Source organism: Xanthomonas sp. AC360, assembly GCF_979258225.1.
Genome location: NZ_OZ409846.1, coordinates 355,386 through 372,586, shown reverse-complemented (window position 1 = coordinate 372,586; position 17,201 = coordinate 355,386). Strand labels below are relative to the sequence as shown.

The 17,201-nt window shown below is 65.8% G+C and carries 17 protein-coding genes and 3 other RNA genes; 8 read left to right on the top strand and 12 right to left on the bottom strand.

The window, feature by feature from the left end; all coding sequences use genetic code 11:
• Positions 1 to 84: 84 nt before the first annotated feature.
• Positions 85 to 1,029, bottom strand: coding sequence for a DegV family protein (locus tag ACZZ0O_RS01510; RefSeq protein WP_463592031.1), 945 nt, complete (start codon positions 1,027 to 1,029; stop codon positions 85 to 87).
• Here ACZZ0O_RS01510 and ACZZ0O_RS01505 point away from each other — a divergent pair.
• From ACZZ0O_RS01505 to ACZZ0O_RS01485, 5 genes are all read left to right on the top strand, one after another.
• Positions 1,022 to 1,207: a hypothetical protein gene (locus ACZZ0O_RS01505; RefSeq protein WP_463592030.1), complete on the top strand. Its 186-nt coding sequence runs from the start codon at positions 1,022 to 1,024 to the stop codon at positions 1,205 to 1,207. The genes ACZZ0O_RS01510 and ACZZ0O_RS01505 overlap by 8 nt on opposite strands.
• Positions 1,208 to 1,618: 411 nt before the next feature.
• Positions 1,619 to 2,434, top strand: coding sequence for a GH12 family glycosyl hydrolase domain-containing protein (locus ACZZ0O_RS01500; RefSeq protein ID WP_115528905.1), 816 nt, complete (start codon positions 1,619 to 1,621; stop codon positions 2,432 to 2,434).
• A gap of 357 nt (positions 2,435 to 2,791) precedes the next feature.
• Positions 2,792 to 3,583 carry a GH12 family glycosyl hydrolase domain-containing protein gene (locus ACZZ0O_RS01495; RefSeq protein ID WP_463592029.1) on the top strand — a complete coding sequence of 264 codons (792 nt, stop codon included), beginning with the start codon at positions 2,792 to 2,794 and terminating at the stop codon, positions 3,581 to 3,583.
• Between the two features lie 255 nt (positions 3,584 to 3,838).
• A non-coding RNA gene (locus tag ACZZ0O_RS01490) (sX9 sRNA) lies at positions 3,839 to 3,914 on the top strand.
• A 65-nt stretch (positions 3,915 to 3,979) separates the two neighbouring features.
• A non-coding RNA gene (locus ACZZ0O_RS01485) (sX9 sRNA) lies at positions 3,980 to 4,052 on the top strand.
• A gap of 4 nt (positions 4,053 to 4,056) precedes the next feature.
• On the opposite strand, the gene ACZZ0O_RS01480 is transcribed toward ACZZ0O_RS01485, so the two are convergent.
• A complete protein-coding gene (locus tag ACZZ0O_RS01480; RefSeq protein ID WP_463592028.1) occupies positions 4,057 to 5,658 on the bottom strand; it encodes a rhamnogalacturonan lyase B N-terminal domain-containing protein in 1,602 nt (533 codons plus the stop codon).
• A gap of 73 nt (positions 5,659 to 5,731) precedes the next feature.
• On the opposite strand from ACZZ0O_RS01480, the gene ACZZ0O_RS01475 reads away from it, so the two are divergent.
• Positions 5,732 to 5,796: non-coding RNA, sX9 sRNA (locus ACZZ0O_RS01475), on the top strand.
• A 204-nt stretch (positions 5,797 to 6,000) separates the two neighbouring features.
• Here the strand turns inward: ACZZ0O_RS01475 and ACZZ0O_RS01470 are convergent.
• The 6 genes from ACZZ0O_RS01470 to ACZZ0O_RS01445 all read right to left on the bottom strand — a co-directional run bounded on the left by ACZZ0O_RS01470 (position 6,001) and on the right by ACZZ0O_RS01445 (position 11,095).
• Positions 6,001 to 6,342, bottom strand: a complete 342-nt coding sequence (locus ACZZ0O_RS01470; RefSeq protein WP_463592530.1) for a PH domain-containing protein — start codon at positions 6,340 to 6,342, stop codon at positions 6,001 to 6,003.
• A 22-nt stretch (positions 6,343 to 6,364) separates the two neighbouring features.
• Positions 6,365 to 7,120: a hypothetical protein gene (locus ACZZ0O_RS01465; protein ID WP_463592027.1), complete on the bottom strand. Its 756-nt coding sequence runs from the start codon at positions 7,118 to 7,120 to the stop codon at positions 6,365 to 6,367.
• A 49-nt stretch (positions 7,121 to 7,169) separates the two neighbouring features.
• Positions 7,170 to 7,589, bottom strand: coding sequence for a ribosomal maturation YjgA family protein (locus tag ACZZ0O_RS01460; protein ID WP_115554588.1), 420 nt, complete (start codon positions 7,587 to 7,589; stop codon positions 7,170 to 7,172).
• Entirely contained in the window at positions 7,586 to 8,167 is a 582-nt protein-coding gene (locus tag ACZZ0O_RS01455; RefSeq protein ID WP_311238549.1) for a hypothetical protein, read from the bottom strand. The genes ACZZ0O_RS01460 and ACZZ0O_RS01455 overlap by 4 nt, the downstream gene beginning before the upstream one ends.
• A 253-nt stretch (positions 8,168 to 8,420) precedes the next feature.
• Complete coding sequence (locus tag ACZZ0O_RS01450) at positions 8,421 to 9,701, bottom strand: amidohydrolase family protein (protein ID WP_463592026.1); 1,281 nt, start codon at positions 9,699 to 9,701, stop codon at positions 8,421 to 8,423.
• Positions 9,698 to 11,095, bottom strand: coding sequence for an amidohydrolase (locus ACZZ0O_RS01445; RefSeq protein ID WP_463592025.1), 1,398 nt, complete (start codon positions 11,093 to 11,095; stop codon positions 9,698 to 9,700). The genes ACZZ0O_RS01450 and ACZZ0O_RS01445 overlap by 4 nt, the downstream gene beginning before the upstream one ends.
• 140 nt (positions 11,096 to 11,235) lie before the next feature.
• Between ACZZ0O_RS01445 and ACZZ0O_RS01440 the strand changes: the two genes are divergently transcribed.
• On the top strand, positions 11,236 to 11,796 hold the full coding sequence (locus ACZZ0O_RS01440) for a DUF924 family protein (RefSeq protein ID WP_463592024.1): 561 nt from the start codon (positions 11,236 to 11,238) through the stop codon (positions 11,794 to 11,796).
• A 96-nt stretch (positions 11,797 to 11,892) separates the two neighbouring features.
• Here ACZZ0O_RS01440 and ACZZ0O_RS01435 read toward each other — a convergent pair whose 3' ends face one another.
• The gene (locus ACZZ0O_RS01435) at positions 11,893 to 12,762 is read right to left on the bottom strand and encodes a hypothetical protein (protein ID WP_323522428.1); all 870 of its coding nucleotides are present in this window, start codon (positions 12,760 to 12,762) and stop codon (positions 11,893 to 11,895) included.
• Between the two features lie 98 nt (positions 12,763 to 12,860).
• Positions 12,861 to 13,787 (bottom strand): Grx4 family monothiol glutaredoxin, encoded by a 927-nt coding sequence (grxD, locus tag ACZZ0O_RS01430; RefSeq protein WP_055848291.1) that lies wholly within the window; start codon positions 13,785 to 13,787, stop codon positions 12,861 to 12,863.
• 60 nt (positions 13,788 to 13,847) lie between these two features.
• Between grxD and ACZZ0O_RS01425 the strand changes: the two genes are divergently transcribed.
• The gene (locus tag ACZZ0O_RS01425) at positions 13,848 to 14,663 is read left to right on the top strand and encodes a polysaccharide deacetylase family protein (RefSeq protein WP_463592023.1); all 816 of its coding nucleotides are present in this window, start codon (positions 13,848 to 13,850) and stop codon (positions 14,661 to 14,663) included.
• A 165-nt stretch (positions 14,664 to 14,828) separates the two neighbouring features.
• On the opposite strand, the gene ACZZ0O_RS01420 is transcribed toward ACZZ0O_RS01425, so the two are convergent.
• Both ACZZ0O_RS01420 and ACZZ0O_RS01415 read right to left on the bottom strand, forming a co-directional pair.
• On the bottom strand, positions 14,829 to 16,337 hold the full coding sequence (locus ACZZ0O_RS01420; protein WP_463592022.1) for a hypothetical protein: 1,509 nt from the start codon (positions 16,335 to 16,337) through the stop codon (positions 14,829 to 14,831).
• 16 nt (positions 16,338 to 16,353) lie between these two features.
• Positions 16,354 to 17,199 (bottom strand): hypothetical protein, encoded by an 846-nt coding sequence (locus ACZZ0O_RS01415; RefSeq protein ID WP_463592021.1) that lies wholly within the window; start codon positions 17,197 to 17,199, stop codon positions 16,354 to 16,356.
• Positions 17,200 to 17,201: the final 2 nt, after the last annotated feature.

Genomic DNA, 17,201 nt, shown 5'->3' with positions numbered 1-17,201 from the left:
ACACACTCCGTTGAATGACGGCGGCACACTAGCCGAGGGCGGGTGAGAACGCCGTCGAAGGCCATGCGTCGTGACGCGCTTGCCTCAGGCAGAAAAACGGTGCGGTTCGGCGGCGAAAGCCACCGCCAGCGCGCCCTTGCCTACGTTGACCATGCCGGTCAGGCTCATCACGCTTTCGAACAATTCCACGCCATGGCTCTGGCAGGCGGCCTGCAGCGCGGCATAGCCGGGCAGGGCATGCAGCTCGGCCAGCTCGCCGCCATAGCCCACGCACACGGTGGGTGTCATCAGGCCCTCGCGGAGCTTGCGCACGGTGAAGCCGAACAGCTTCTCGGCCGACGGCTCGAAGCCCTTGAGCTTGGCCACCGGTTCGGTGACGCCGCGATACGCGCGCAGCACCGGTTTGATATCCAGCGCGCTGCCCAGCGCCGCGCCGATCAGGCCCACGCTGCGATCGCCCTTGGTGCGTGCACGTGCGCGCAGGTAATAGAGATCGCGCGGAATCATGTAGCCGTAGGTGTGCTCGGCCAACTGCTCCAGGCGGGTGCGGATCGCTGCAACACCCTGGCCTTGCTCGCGCAGGCGCACCGCTTCCACCGCGGTGATGCCCTGGCCGGCAAACAGGTTCAAGGTATCGATCACGCGCAATGCGAAGGGCGAGCTGTGACCTGCGGCCTGACGGATCGGCTTGTAGTCGTTGAGGATCGCGAAGCTGGCCTGCATGGCGTTGTCGTAGATCTGGCTGCGCAGCTTGGAGATGGTCAGGCAGAACACGTGGTCGTAATCGATGACCAGACGCTGCAGGAACAGATCGCGGATCTGATTTACCGAAAACGGTGTGGTTTCTGCCTCGTGGCCGCGCTCGGCCACATGCGCCTGCAAAAAGCTCAGGGTGGCTTCTTCATCGCGATGATCGGCCAGCACGGCGTCGCCGATACGGACGCTGATCGGCAGCACGATCACGTTGTTGCGTTGGATGAAGTCCTGCGGCAAATCGCACGCACTGTCCACCACGATTCCGATGCGCATCGTCGCCCCCTCCGGCTATTGCGTCGTTTCCAACTGCGAACGCTATCGCAAAACGGTCGCCGCGCGTAGACCAGCGGTCGGACCGGCCGGGCCGGGAGGCGGCCAGCGGCACCAAACCCTGGCTATCGAAGGGCGGTTCTTTACGATGCCCGCGGTGATCTGCGCGCTGGGCGTGTAGTGGTTGGGCAGGTTGGAGACGGCATGGTCGGTCCAGGTGGATTGGCAGGGACAGCGCCTCGCACGCAGGAACAACGAGACGGCGGCGTCCGCCCAGCGCAGCCTCCGGCCACCCGCGTCCACACGACCACACGACCACACGGGCATGTGGCTCTGCACCATTTGCGTGCGGCGCCAGGCAACACACCTGAGCGGTACATGCTGGACCGACAGGAAGTTGGGTGCGAACTGAGGACCAGGGCACGCTCGGGGTGCAAGGTAGCGCCCGCTATCGCGCTTGGCACGGCTGTCCTGCCGGAATCGCTATAGCTCCTGCCGCAGTGCCGCTGCTAGGGTCGGCCGCAACCGCTGCAGGGCGGGTCCCGGGAGCGCCGCACTGGCGCCGCCGCGCTGAACACCATGGAGAGTCCACATGCACACCACCCCATCCAACACCCTCACACAGACTGGTGCGCAGGCGCCCACCACGCGGCGGCGCGCATCGCGCTGGTGGAAGGCCGCGCTGGCGATCGGCCTGGTGGCGCTGGCACCGGCGGCACTGGCCGGGCCGTACAAGATCTTTGGCAACCACTATGCGTGGGTCAATAATTTCAACGATCCCAACAACATCATCCAGGGCACCTTCGGCACCGGTAGCACGCCGGAGCTCACCGTCACCTTCAACTTCGCCGACTACAACCTGTATGGATATCCGGCGATCGTGCGCGGCTGGCACTACGACTGGAATCCGACCAGCGACAAGCTGTTCCCCAAGCAGATTTCCTCGATCAACTCGTTGCCGTTCAAGTTCAACTACAGCGCCGGCGGCACCAATCTGGCAGGCGATTTTGCCTACGACATCTTCTTCCGCTGGGACACGGCAAAGGGCAACCCGCAGCTGGAAGTGATGATCTGGGGCGACCATAACTCCTGGCCGATCGGCACGGTGACCGCCACCAAGGTGATCACCGCAGGCGGGCGCACGTTCGATCTGTGGGAGGGTTTCAACTCCGGTGCCGGCTACTACGTCTACACCTTCATCCCGACCGGCACCGCCGGCCAGCCGACGCTCAAGACCAGCGGCAATCTCAACATCGATGCCAAGCCGTTCTTGACCTGGCTGCAGAACAATCGCTCCAAGGATGGCCGCTACAACAACAGCATGTATCTGCATGCGGCCGAAGCCGGCTTTGAAGTGGTGCGCGGCAATGGTTGGGCCAAGGTCAGCGCCACGATGGATGCCAAGTAACAGTCCCTGATGAGCGGCGCATGGACCGTCAGCGACGCGGTCGGTCCATGCAGTGGTGTGTCGTTGACGGTATGCACCGCCGCCCGCGCGCTGCTACCTGCACTGCTACTGGGTTCAGTCGCATCGCAACAATGATGTGGTCGTCTGTGCGGCGCATGCAACGCATGTGTCGCGCATCGGATGAGGCCACGGTGATCGGTCTGCAGGGATGTCCATGTCCGCGCCCCGTCAGTGCGCGGGCATCCGGTACGGCGCGAAGGCGTCGTTGCGCCGGATGCATCCACGGTCATCGCCCACCCGCTGGCGTGTTGCCAGCTGGCGAGCGTGGCCCGTCTATCCATCATCGGAGTTCACCTCATGCACGTGCACGAACGTTTCCGTTTGCCCTTGCGTCGCGGCTTACTGCTGCACGCCACCACGCTGGCCTTGGTGCTGGTTGCCTCCAGCGCCAGCGCGGCGACCGGCGAGACCAAGGTCTACGGCACGCAATACGCTTACAACAATAATTTCAACGACAGCAACAACAACATCAAGGCGACATTCGGGTCTGGCAGCACGCCCAGCCTGACGGTCTCCTACAACTTGCCCAGTGGGCAGTTGTACGGTTATCCGGCCATCTGCCGCGGTTGGCATTACACGATGAACCCGGCCACCGACAGCTACTTCCCGCATCAGGTCTCGAAGGTCGGCAGCCTGAGCGGCACGCTGGCCTTTACCACCAAGGGCAGCGGGCAGACCGGCGACTTTGCCTACGATCTGTTTTTCCGCAAGGACACCAGCAAGGGCAATCCGCAGCTGGAAGTGATGATCTGGGGCGCCAACAATTCGTATCCGCTGGGCACATTGACCGCGTCCAATGCATTCACCTCTGGCGGCGTGACCTACGATCTGTGGGAAGGCAATAACTCGGCCGCCGGCTACTACGTCTACACCTTCATCCCACATGGCAGCGCCGGCAACAGCAACGCGCTTCCGGCCAAGGGCAACCTCAATGTGGACGTCAAAGCGTTTTTGACTCGGTTGCAGACGCTACGCAGTGGCGATGGCCGCTACAGCAGCGAGCTGTATCTGCAGGTGGTGGAAGGCGGTTTCGAGGTGACAGGCGGGATGGGGACGATCTCGCTGACGGGCTCGATTGCGGCCAAGTAACTGCGACCACTCTCCATCGACGCGATGTGGCGATGACGTAGTCGATGCATGCGTCGCGCGATGTGGCGCATCTGTGTGCGCCACCTGATGCGGCGCCTCAAAAGATGACACCAACAGCTTAAGTCATGGCCACCACTGCACGTGCGTGTGTGCAGTGGTGGTCATGTAGGTGCTTCCAGGCCGCAACCGATTTAGAGCAGCTAACAGACCGACTATGCTCACCGGCAGGCAGGCGCGGCCGACGCTCGGTGCGGCAGGTGCCATGCGTGCACTCCGGTTACGAACGCGCCGTCCACATCCACCTGACGACTGCTCTCTGCGTTTTGTAGCCAGTCTTAGAACAAAAAAAACGACGGTGCTCAGCGCCAGGCATGCACGGCCGGTACTCGGTGCTGCATGTACTCAGCGTCCACTCCGGCTCTGGGCGTGCCTTACCCGCCTGACCACTGCCCGCTGCGTTTTGTTGGCCGCTCCTAGAGCGCCACTAACTGGATGCTGTCGAACACCACCGCAGGGCTGAGGAAGCCGTTGTCCGGCGATCCCGATGCAAGCCCGATCTCAATGCGGTTGCTGCCGGCCTGCAGCGCCGAGGCGGGGATATCCACCTCATACAGCGTGTTGTTGCCGCGCGTGGTGCCACGGGTGATGCCGCGCGTCTTGGGTTGGTTGGGTGCGGCAGGAAGCGGGCCATTCCAGCGCGCGTTGACGGCGATCTGCGGGCGCGCGCTGACCTGCGCCAGCGGCACGAAAATACGCAGGCGATAGCTGCGGAGTTCATTGGAGGCCAAGGTGAAGTCGATGCGGCTGGGCGTGTTGATGCTGCGCCACTGCACAGCAGGAAAGCTTCCCACGCTGCTCGACCCGACGGTGTAAGTGACCGGTGTCCAGCGCATGCGCGTGTCGGAAGGGTGCGCGCGCGGCAATAACTCGGCATGGCGAAATCCGGCCGGCGTGCCATCGAGCACGCCGATCTGCCATTTCACCGTGCCCGGTAACGCCACTGCCTGCAAGGCCGCCTGCGCGGTGGCATTGGCGAATACTTCGACATCGCGTTGCGCCACTTCCAGTTCGCCTTGATACAGCGTCATGCGATAGCGGCCCGGCCGCACGCCGGCAATCTGGTAATCGCCGCTGCCGTTTGCAGTGGCCCAGTATTGCGCCTGCTCGTTGCGCAGGCCGATCACGGCCGGCTGGCCGGACAGCACGCCGCTGACCCGCCCGCTCACTGCACCACGCCCGCTGCCGGCCAGATAGCCGCTCAATCCTAGCGTTGCGTCGACAAAGTCGGTGCTCAGCTGCGCACTGCTCGGTGCGCCGCCATCGGTAAACAACAGGCCGTACACACCCTGCAGGCCGCCGCGAAATGCTTCGGTCTGGGTATGGTCGGAATACATGTAGTTGTAGAGCTCATGCGTTACGCGGGTTTTCTGCGTGGCGATGTCCTTGAAGAACGGACCACCAGCACTGCGCTCGCGATTGCCCATCAGCATGAACACTGCAACGCCCGAGCCGCTGACGCCATGCACCTGGTCGTCGATCATGCGGCGCGCCGAATAGAACTTGGAGCTGGTGCGTCCGTCCGGCAGCAAAAACACGTCTTCGCCTTCGATCACGGTGCCGACATTGGAGTCGGGTTCCTGCTGCGCGGTGGGCAGCTTGGCGACGTTCAAGCGCGCGATGAAGCGCAGCTCGCCCACCGGCAGCAACGTCGGCGCATAGGTGGCCATATAGATCGCATTACGGCCCTTGCGTGCGATGTAGTACTGGGTCAGATCGCCGGCCTTGGCCGACACCACGATCGCCCCGCCCACGACGCGTGCCTCCACGTTGGCACTGCCCAGTCCCGAGGCGATATGCGAGCCCTTCGATTCGGTGGTCTGCAGCTCGTTGTCGCGGTAGCGCATCGACACGATGTCGCCGTTGTTGGCGTTGACCGAAAACACCAGCTCGGCGCCGGTGTCCACCACCACGCGGTCGCCGCTGCGGGTGAATCCGAAGGCGGCCATGGCGGGCGCGCTGACGCTACCGTACAGACACAGCGCGCATGCCAGCGTGCGCAGGATGGAGTGGCGCATGTTCAGTTCCTTAGAGCAGCTAACAAACCTACGGTGCAATCGCCAGGTAGGTGCGGCCGGCGCTCGGAGCGGCATGTACCACTCGTACGCTCCGGTTCTGAGACGCACCTGACGACTGCTCGCTACGAGGTGTTAGCCGCGTTTAGTTGAGGGGAGGACGTGGCCGTGATGCCGATGCGCGATGCTAGGCGGGCTGGACCTTGGCTGCGACCGCCGAAGATGCAGAGCGTGCGCCCGGTTCAAACTTCCGCAATGAATCTAAGTGCGGGTCACGCTTGTACTGCGACCTGGAGACGGCGCGTTGCTGCATGACCGCGATGGCTGCAGTTGGTCGTAGCTGTTTCAGGGCTGCTCGGCTTGGCTCAGCGCGTCACGTGCGCTGGCGATGGCGTCAATCCAGTGGTCGCGTTTGCCGATCACAAACCGGTGCTCGTCGCCGTTGTCCACCTGCACGGCCAGCGACGTCGGTGCCACCGGCAGCAGCCCGAACAGCCGGGTCCAGCGCGGTTGCAGCGACACGATCTGGCTCAGCGGAACAGTGAGCGAACGCGTTTGCACATTGAGCGCGTGCGGCTGGAACAACAGCGCGTTGGCGGTGAGGATCAGGCGTCCGCCCACCGCCTCGATCCCGCGCTGCAGATTGGCCGGTGCCTGGCGCAATACCACGCGCTGGATCGAGCGCAATCCGCCGCCTTCAAACATCATGTCACTGGGAGGGGTCGGCGGCATCGCAAGCACGGCGCGGCTGCCAATCCCATGCACCTTGCGCGTTAGCCAGACGGACCTGCCAGTGCTGGGTGTCGTCGCTCAGGCAGGTTGCGGTGGCCTGCAGTTGCGTGCCGAACCACTGCGGCGCGCTCAGTTCGGCGATACCGGTGGTGGCATCCTGGCTGAGCAGCATGCTGGTGGTGGAGATCAGCGTGCGCTTGTTGAAATCCAGGACGCGCCACTGCTCGCCGTCCATGCCGTCGACTTGTACAACGGCCAGATAACGGCTGCGGTCCGGCGAAATCACCACCTGGGTGCCGCCGGGGAGCTGCTTACCGCTGCGGGTGTCGATCAACACGCCGCCAAAATTGTCGCCATCACGGTGATGCAGCAACACATAGGCATCGCGGCGATCGCAATAGCGGTACTCGGCGCCATCCAGCGGCTCATCGTAGGGTGGGCTGTCGTCGAACACCTGCGTGCCCGCATCGGTTTTCACTTCCAACCGATGCGCCCCCACGCGCCGCACGCGATCGCCGGCGCCTGCGGCAATGGCGGCGGTTTCCTGCGCTGCATCGTCCAGATCTTCGCAGTGCAGCGTCAGTGCTGTGCGGGCAGGTGTCGTGGCGGCAGCAGCGATCGCCCCGGCACTCGAGGGCGGTGCAGGCGTTGTATCGCGCCCACATGCGCCCAGCGCAAGTACGGTGGCAAGGGCGGCGCAGCGGGTGATGGTCGAAACCAGAGGGGTAGGCATGGCAGTCCAGGGCGAACGGGATCAATCAACCAGCATCAATCAACCAGCATCAATCAATTAGGGGCGCTGCAGGCATTGCGCGTCGTCGAGGTCGCAACAGCGCATCGCAACCAAAGGACATCACGCCGCCGATGGCATACATCAGCACGTCGTGCAGCGTTGCGGTGTTGCCGAGCGCGATGTAGGCCGCACTGCCTGGGCGCAGGCCGAGCCGGTCGGCCAGATGGATGGCCTGCAAGCCTTCGATCGCGCAACCGATGCCCACGGCCAGGAGGCAGGCCCATCCGGGCGGGCAGCCAAACACGCCACGCAGGCCGCAGTAGACCAGTGCCACGGCGAGTACATCGCCCAGGCTGCCGCGCACCCACGCACCGCCGATCCATCCGGCAGCGATCGCCACTTCGATCAGGAATAGCGCCACGGCCACCAACACGTAGCCCGCACGCGCGCGGAATGACAGGTCGCTCATGGCGTTTTTGCGGCCGGCCGCTGACGGCCCATGGTGAAGGAACTGACGAGCGGAATGCGGATGCCGCGCTGGCGGTCGTTGACGGTGACCTGCACCTGCCAGCGGCCGGGCGGGTCGCTGGCCTCCGCACGCACGCCCAGGCTGACCTGCGCCAGATAGACATGGCGCGGATCGCCCTCGATCTGCGTCTGCAGACACGGCGCATCGACGGTGTTCTGCTCGGCATGCCCGGTGGGGTCGATGACGCGGATGCTGCACACCACATCGGCGCGCCGTTGCGCATCCAGCCCCGGGTTGGACAGGAAGATCAGCACGAACAGCGTGTCGCCGGTGGCGACGTGGTCGACCTCATTGAAGTGCGGAGCGGTGTCGCTGGGCGTGTTCCACTTCTGTTGCCAGTCCGCATCCGGGGTCAGCAGCAGGCTGGCGCCCATGTCCTGCACGGTCTTGCGGCTGGGCGATTCTGCAACCGCTTCGCCCTGCGCGTTGATCCATCCCGATTGCGCCATGCCCGAGAGCGGCATCAAGCCCAGGGAGGCAGCGATGATGGATGGCATCAGGCGGCGCGGCAGGCGCATCGGCAGTCCTTGCAAATGGTGCCGGCACGCTGCCGGCGAGGGTGGATGCGCGGGCCTGCGCTGGCGAAACCATTGCGATACACGACACGCATCCACACAGGCGGCACGCACGTGGGGCAGTGAAATGTGCAGCAAGCGATCCCCAGCTGAGCGTGGCCGGCGCAGAAGAATCGCAGTGTACGAGGCGTCCATGTCGATTCCGAGCACCGGCCGCGCGCACCTGGCGGCCGCTCAGTTGCTGTGTTCGCTGGTCTTATTTCAAATACGCACGCGGTAGCGGTCCAGCCTGCTGCATGTAGCGGTCGCGCAGTTCGGTCTGACGCGAGCGCATCGGCATCTCGCGCCCGCCCAGCCACACCTGCTCGGCGTAATGCGCCACATCCAGCGGGTCGCCGTCCCACAGCACCAGATCGGCCTGCTTGCCCACTGCGATACTGCCGATACGATCGGCCACGCCGAAGATCTCCGCAGGCACGCGGGTCAGCCCGGCCAGGCCGGATTCCCACGGCAAGCCATTGGCCACCGCATTGCCGGCCAGCTGACGCAGCTTGCGTGCGTTGTGCGAGGCATCGCCGCTCTGAGTGAAGCTGACGTCGACACCAGCGGCACGCAGACGCGCGGCGTTTTCCAGCGTGGCGCCGATCTGATCGAAGGTCGATGGCAGATCCGCCAAGGCGTTCACCAACACCGGCACCTTGGCCTGCGCCAGTTGCGGCGCCAGCTTCCACGCTTCGGCGCCACCGGCGATGGCGATGCGCACCTTTTCGCGCTGCGCCCAGCGCAACAACTGACGGATGTCGGCGGCGCGTTCCACTTGCACCACGATGCGGCCTTGCCCGGCCAGATACTTGGCCAGCACGCTGCGGCCCATCGGGGTCAGCAAGGCATGCGGCGAATCCGCCGGCACGCGGCCGCGCGCTTCGGCCACCAGCTGATCGAGCAGCATCCATTGCGCTGCACGCGAGCTGCCGGTGAGATCGGATGCTGCCGCGCCAATACGGATGAACAACGCATGCGGGCCGACCGGGTCCGGGCTGCCGTCCAGTCGCACGATGCCGCCCTGGCCGGCGATGAAGGCGCCGCTGGTGGTGGCGCCGAGCGCGGTGAAGCCGATACCTTCCACGCGCGCCACCGGCACCAGTACCGAGTCGGGGTTGTAGGCCAGGGTGACGTCGAACTCGGGGCGCATCGGTTGCTCGGCCAGCTTGAGGCCGCTGTCCACGGTGCTGTCTTCGCCGGACACTTCTTCGATACCGATCTCGGTGATGCCGCCGAACAAGGCCGGCGTCAGCGGACGTCCCTTGGCATCGACCACGCGGCCATCGGCAGGCGCGGCGAGGTTGCTGCCGATCGCGCGGATCACGCCGTTTTGCACCAGCACGTCGGTGTGTTGCAGCGTGCCCTGCGCGGTGGCGGTGTGCACGGTGGCATCGCGGATCAGCACCTGCTGTGCGATGGCAGGCAGTGCCAGCGCGGCCATGACCAGCGCGCTCAACGCGCGCAGACGCGGGCGGGCGAACCAGGCGCGGCTCATCGTGCCACCTCCTGGCCCAGCATGAAGTCCGACACCGGCTGCAGGGCGCGGTTATGCCGGTCGTAGACCTGCGCGCCGTCGATATACACCTGTTCGGCCAACGCATAGGAGCTGAAGGGATTGCCGTTCCACACCACCACATCGCCCATCTTGCCCGGCTCCAGCGAGCCGGTCTGTTGCTCGATCCCGAGCGCCTTGGCGGCGTTGCTGGTGAGCCAGCGGATGGCGCGCTCGGGCGCAATCTCGGTGCCGCTGCGGCGCGCGTTGGCGATCACCTTGGCGGCCTCCTGGTTCAAGCGCTGGATGCCTTCTTCCGAATCCGAATGCACGATGGCGCAGCTATTGGCCGGGCGGTCGACCATGGCGATGTTTTCCTGGATGCCGTCGAAGGCTTCCATCTTGAAGCCCCACCAATCGGCCCACAGCGCGCCGCAGACGTTTTCCTGCGCCAGCCGGTCGGCCAGCTTGTAGGCCTCCACGCCGTGATGGAAGGCGGCGATGTGGAAGCCGAATTCCTTGGACAGGTCGAGCATGGTCGCCATTTCATCGGCGCGGTAGCAATGGATGTGCACGCGGATATCGCCGTTGATGGCGCCGGCCAGCGTGTCGAGTTTGAGGTCACGCTTGCCGCCGGCATCGCCGCTGCTGTCGTTGTCGCCGCCGCTGCTCCACCAGTGGCGCTTCTTGGTGGTCTTTTCAGGCGCGTTCTTCTGCAGATACTCGGCCGCATCGATGAACGCGGCGCGGTAGCCGGCCACATTGCCCATGCGCGTGGCGGGGCCGCCCTTTTCGCCGTAGACGCGCTTGGGGTTTTCGCCGCAGGCCATCTTCAGGCCCCACGGCGCACCGGGAAACTTCATGCCCTGGTAGGTGGTGGAGGCCACGTTCTTGAGCGTGACCCCGCGCCCGCCGATCAGATTGGCCGAGCCCGGCAGGATCTGCAGCGAGGTGATGCCGCCAGCCAGTGCAGTGCCGAAGCCCGGGTCCTGCGGCCAGATCGAATGCTCGGCCCACACGTTCGGGGTGACCGGTGCGGTCATCTCGTTGCCATCGCTATGCGCGCTGACGCCGGGGCTGGGATACACGCCCAGATGCGAGTGCACGTCGATGATGCCGGGCGTGACCCACTTGCCGGTGCCATCGATGCGGCGCGCGTCGGCGGGCGCTTCGAGTGCGCGGCCCACCGCGGCCACCTTGCCGTCGCGCAGCAGCACGTCGGCATCGTCCAGCCGCTGCCCGGTGCCGGTCAGTACCGTGGCGTGCTGGATCAGCACCGGACCGGACGCGAGCGCGTGGTAGGTGCTGGGGTAGGGATCTTGCACAAACCGCGATGCCGCAGACGCAGGCCCGCACAGCAGCGCCGCGCCAAGGGCGGCGAACAGAATAGAACGCATGGATTTCCCCGGTGAAACGAAAGCGTAGGCCGCAAACCTAGCCGCCAGCGCCGTACTTGCCAAGTGCTGGAGGTCGGGGAGCGGTGGCCTCATCACATGCGCACGTGCATGCTGTGCCGTATTCGTCAGGGGGAACGTCGATGATTGCCAAAACAGAGCGCAACAAACAGGCCGATGTGGTGCTGGCCTTCTGGGAACTGGCCGGCTCCGCGCGCTGGTTCACGCATAACGATGCGTTCGATGCCAACTTTCGCCAGCACTTCAGCGAGCAGCATTTTGCCGCCGCCCGCGGCGACTACGCGGACTGGATGGCGCGTGCCGAAGACGCACTGGCGCTGTTGATTCTGCTGGATCAATTCCCGCGCAATGCGTTCCGGGGCAGTGCGCACGCCTACGCTACCGACGGGCTGGCGTTGCGTTACGCCAAGCAGGCGCTCGAGCAGGGGTTCGATCAACAGGTCTCGGCGCAATTACGGCTGTTTTTCTATCTGCCGTTTGGGCACGCAGAGGATCTGCAGGAGCAGGCGCGCGCCATGCAGCTGACCGCTGCACTGGACGATGCGGAAGCCACGCGCTGGGCGGCGGAGCATCAGCAGATCATCCAGCGCTTTGGCCGCTTTCCGCACCGCAATACGGTGCTGGGGCGCCAGACCACGGCCGAAGAGCAGCAGTTTCTCGATGACGGTGGATTTGCCGGTTAATCACTGGCGTGGCGTGTCTGCGCCACGCATGTTGATGCTGGGTCTGCGCCGATGCGCGATGCCGCAACCGGCATCGCGCAGATGGCAGCAAACCGATCAGCAGCCGCCCGGCAATCCTTCCGAGCGCCAGCCGGTGCCTTCGCCGAGCAGCAGATAGAAGCCGTAGCTTTCGTAGCCGCTTTCCGACAGTACGAAGTCGAGCGTGCCATTGCCGTCGATATCGCCGAACTGCAGCAGGTGCGTGCGCAGTGGCAGGTCTTCACAATCGTCGCAGCCACTGGCTGCGCTGCCGCGGCGGAACTGCCAGTGGTTGCCGTCGTGTTCGAAGATCGCCAGCACGACGAGCACGCCGGTCGGGTTGTCCGGGTTGCCGGTCTTGGTCGGGTGGTTGGAGGTGAGCACCGCCACGCGCCGCTGCGGCTGCTGTGCATCGGTCACGATCTGCAGTGACGCCGTGTCCTGCGCACGGTCCGCAGCGAAGGCCGCCAGCGCTTTGGACAATTCCGCCGGCTTGACGGTCTTGCGCAACTGCGCGGTGTCGCCGACCTGACGCAGCAACTCGGTCTGTTCGGCAGCGGTGGCGGCGCGGCCGGCGAAACGCTTGCCCGGATTCAGATCCACTGTCGACAACAGCGGCGAGTGCGACAGCGCGGGGTTGCCCTTCAAGCGCAGTTTCGAGGTGCCGCCGCACATGCTGTTGTCGTCAACGGTCAGTGCAGCAAGCCGCACGTTGGCGGTGGAGACACCGTTATCGAAGGCCTGCAGCGGCTGGCTCAGCAGCGACTTGGGCATGGTGGAATCTTTGGCCACGGTCTTGCCCAGCCACACCGGAATGTATTCCAGCGGATCTTCGGACGGCTGGCTGTCGTAGGTCTGTACCAGCAGCACAGCGCGCGCGGGTTCGGCGGCCTGCGCGGCCAGCGGCAACAGGGCGGCCAGGGCGAGCGTTATCAGAGAGGGTTGCATTGCGGCGGGGTCCTTGTGGGTGTTGATCCATGAAAAAACGGACGCTCCAAGGAGCGCCCGTTTCGGTATGCAGTGGTGCGTGGCGCGCCTGGCCGCGCTCAGTATTTCGCCACGCCGTTGTCCACCTCGTCCGACCAGGCGTCGATGCCGCCGGTGACGTTGTAGACGTTGCTGAAGCCCAGGCCGCGGAAATGCTCGGCCGCCTGCAGGCTGCGCCCGCCGCGATGGCACAGGAACGCCAGCGGGGTGTCCTTGGGCAGTTGCTCGATCGCCAGGCGCTCGTGCGCATCCAGGGTGCGGAACGGTGCGTTGACCGTCGCCAGTGCACGTTCGTCGGCAGGACGGACATCCACCAGGGTCAGGCTGCCGGCCTTGAGGCGGTCGTCGGCATCGCGCACCGACAGCTCCTGCACCGGCTTGGGCGCGTTGGGATTGTCGATGGCCAGGCCACGGCCACGGATGTCGTCCACCCAGTCGATGGTGATGCCGTCGGCGCGGCGCGCGCTGGCCAGGTCGAACTGCACGCGCAGGCCGTTGGATTCGGCCGCGATGGCGTTCGGGTTGGTCGGCGCCAGCTGGAAGTTCGGCTGGAAATTCGCATCGATGGCCAGCGTCAGCGACGCATCCGGGGCATCGGCCAGCGCGCCCTTGAGCATGTCCACCGCGGCCGGGGTGATGGTGATCTTCGGCGGGCTGCGATCCGGCGCCTGCAGGCCGAGCATCGTACTCAGCTCGCCGCTGTCGGCCATCTGCAAAATGATGTCGCTGCCGCCGATCAACTCGCCATCCACGTACAGCTGCGGAATGGTGGGCCAGTCGCCGTACGCCTTGATGCCCTCGCGGATCTCCTGGTCGGCCAGCACGTTGACGTGGGCATAGTCGATGCCCAGTCCGTCCAGCACGCCGATTGCCTTGGCCGAAAAACCGCACTGCGGCATGCTGGGCTGGCCTTTCATGAAGAGCACCACGCGGCTGGATTGCAGCAGCGTATCGATACGGGAACGCAGGGCGGGGTCGAGGGACATGGCAGCACTTCGGTGAGAGCGTGGAGACTGGGCATTCTACGCCGCGTGGCATCATGCGGCATGACCACGCCGGAAACGCTGTATCGCATCCCCTCCCACCCCTACCGCTGGGTGGGCTTGTTTGCCCTCTCGCAGGTGGCGGTGGCGGTGCTGTGGTGGCATCTGGGCTGGGCCTGGGGCCTGCCTGCGCTGCTGCTGTCGCATGCGGTATTCGTGGTGCCGGTCTTCCTGCCGCGCGCACGCTTGTACGCGCCGGTGGTGGCGCGGCTGCCCGGTCACGCGCCGCAGGTCTGGCTGACCATCGACGATGGCCCGTCCGACGACACCCCGGCCATGCTCGAATTGCTCGATGCCTACGATGCCAAGGCCACCTTCTTTGTGGTCGGTGCGCGTGCCGAGCAGCGGCCGGAGCTGGTGCGCGAGATCGTGCGCCGCGGGCACGGCATCGGCAACCACAGCCATACCCATCCGCAGGCCTGGTTCTGGGCGTTGGGGCCGCGCCGTATGGCGCAGGAAATCGGCCTGGCGCAGCGCACCCTGGCCAGTATCACTGGGCAGGCGCCGCGGCTGTACCGCTCGGTGGTCGGCATGACCAACCCCTTCGTCGCCTCGCCGCTGCGTGCGCACGGGCTGACCCGCGTGGCCTGGAGTGCGCGCGGCTTCGACGGCGTGCGCTGCGAACCGGACGCCACTGTGGCGCGGATCGTGCGCGACCTGCGCCCCGGCGCGATCGTGCTGCTGCACGAAGGCGCCGCGCACGGCCATAACCTGACCATCCTGCGTGGCGTGCTGGAGGCGATGCGGGTGCGTGGGCTGGTGGGAATCGTGCCGATGGCCAGGGCGTCGAGCAGTTGCAACGACTCTCACAGTTCCTAGCTGAGCGACATCCTCAGATTCAGCGGTGGCGGTGGCGGTGGCGGTGACGATGGCCTGCCTTCGCGTAAGGGTGCGGTGGTACGGCGCTTTTGCGGGGCGCTGCTGTTGATGCGATGGCGTTGAACCGGATCAAGCGTGGCGTAGCCTCATCTGCATGGCGCTGGATCAGGCGCTGGGTGCCGCTGCTGCTGGAGCCGGGCGCGTCGCCGTTGCGGCAGGCGTGGTTGTGCTGGACGCGGGTGTGGGCGACTGGCGACCGGCCGGCATGCCGCTCGCTGCGCTTGCTCCGGTTGGTGCACGACTGCCGCCTGCCCTGGCAACTGCAGCACTCGGCGCAGCCGCGGCAGGGCTGCGTGCGGCAGCCGCAGGCGGTGCTGTCGGTGCGGTAGGTGGCGGGCGCGCCGCCGCAGGCGCGGGTGTGGCATTGGGCGGCGACGGGCTTGCCGGGCGTGGCGCGGTGCTGCCGGCGATCGCGGCATCCATGCCGCTGCGCCGTTCGCGCTCGCCGGTGAGCTGCGCCTGCAGGCGCGCCGTACGCGCCGCGCTGGGGTCGGGGATGTCCGCAGAGGGATTCAAGGTGGCGCTGCGAATGCGATCCGCCTGCGCTTGCGCGGCCATCTGGTTGAGCGGCAGATAATCGCTGTGGAAGTTCAGTTCCACCGAAGAGCTCAGATCCAGATCGGTATTCATTTCTTCGGTGCGCTGCGAGCGCTGGGTGGAGACATAGCCGATGTTGTTCTCGATCTCCGCACTCGCGCCCCACGCGCCCATCCCGAATTTCCCCGAAGCCTTGACGCGGTTCTGCATGCTGAACTGGCTGCCGCGGTCTTCATTGGCGGCACTGCGCGTATCGATATGAAAACGCATCGCGGCATTGATGCGGCCGCTGTCCACCACGATGCGCTGCATGCCCATCGCCACCATCGTGGCCAGCATCTGCTGGCGCTGGCGGGCCAGGTAACGGCGTGCCAGTGGAACCAGCTGCTCCGGGTTGGAGGCGTCCACCGATTCGTCGTCGGCCAGACCCAGCGTTGCGCGGATGTCATCGGCCACCGGCATGCTGGCGCCGGAACGCAGGCGGAGCCGCTGTTGGTCCTGTTCGTCCGGGTCGGGCATGTCGGCTGGATCCGGTGCGTCGTATTCGATCGCTTCGGGAAAATGCTCTGCCACCCACTGGCGAACCTGCGCGAGACCGAATTGGGTGCGCTCGAAACCGCTGGCCGACGCCGAAACGGCGCCCAGCAGTTCGACGTATTGCTGCATTTGCTGGGCGTTGGAGTCGAGCATCGCGCGAAACACGCCGTTGATCAGATCGGTGACAAGGCGTGGAAACGACACCGCGTTGAGCACGCCGCGCGTGGTGTCGGCAATCCGCTGCGCAGCGTCGCCGAATGCGGGTTGCTGCTCTTGCGCGCGCGCCAATACCGCCGGCGCGGTCCGAGCGATCTGTTGATCGGCGGCATGTTCCTCGGCAAGCAGATCGGCTGCCAACGCCGACACGGTCACCATGGAGCGTGCCAGCGCCTGACGGTCGTGCGGTGTCAGTGCCTGGTAGTGAGGCGCGCGTTCGAGCACCTCGCGCACGGCGGCGCGAACCCAGGGCTGCGGCGCATGCCCTGGCGGCATGCGCGATGCGGTGAGCGAGATCGGCGGCAGGATGCGGGCGGCAGGCATGACGGGGCCTCCAGGCCTAGGCCGCCGACTGCGGAAGCGACAGCAACCAGCGCTGCGCCGCCGCCATCACTGCGCCATCTTCGGCGCGTGCGGCCTCCAGACCGAGCGGCATGGCCAGGTCCTGTGCGGCCAGCCATGCCAGCACCTGCTGGCCGTTGCGCCCCTGCTCGGCGAAGGCCTGTGAGTGCGCAGTGCCGGGATTGGCCACGCCGATCAACATCCACAGCGACTGCACGCCGAAGGCCAGTTGCAGTTGGCGGTCGCGCAGCATGCCCAACGCAGCGTTGAGATTGTCCACGATCTCACGCGCGGCCATCGCCGCCATCGCATCGGCACGCTGCGACAGAAACTCGCCCATCGCCTGCGCGGTGGCGGCCAGGGCGACGTCTTCGCGCATGTCGCGGCCATCTGCCTCGGCGACGATCGCAGTGCATAACGCCTGCATCAGACGATCGAAATGCGGTTGTTCGAAAACGCGCTGGAAGATCGCATTGCGCTCGGCCGCGCTGAGTCGTTCGCGGCGGCTGCGCCAGAACGTGGCCAGCGATTGCGTGCCAGGCCCGAGCGGCTGGGTGATCGCGCCGCTGGCAAACAGCGCGGCGATTTGCTCGGCAGCGGGCAAAACCCCAGCCCGTTCCAGCGCAGCGGCAAAATACAGTGGTGCAACTGCCAGCAGGCGCGGGCGATCCTGCGCATTCGGTGCGCCGGGCGGCAGGTCGATCTCGCCCAGTTCGGCCAATGTGCGGGCCAGCGCCGCGTCGTGCACCGCCACGTTTGCCTGTGCCAAGGCCAGCGCCTGCAGCAAGGTCGCGTAGGGATGCGGCCAGGCTGCAGCGATGCGGGGTGCAGAGGGCGGGCGCATGC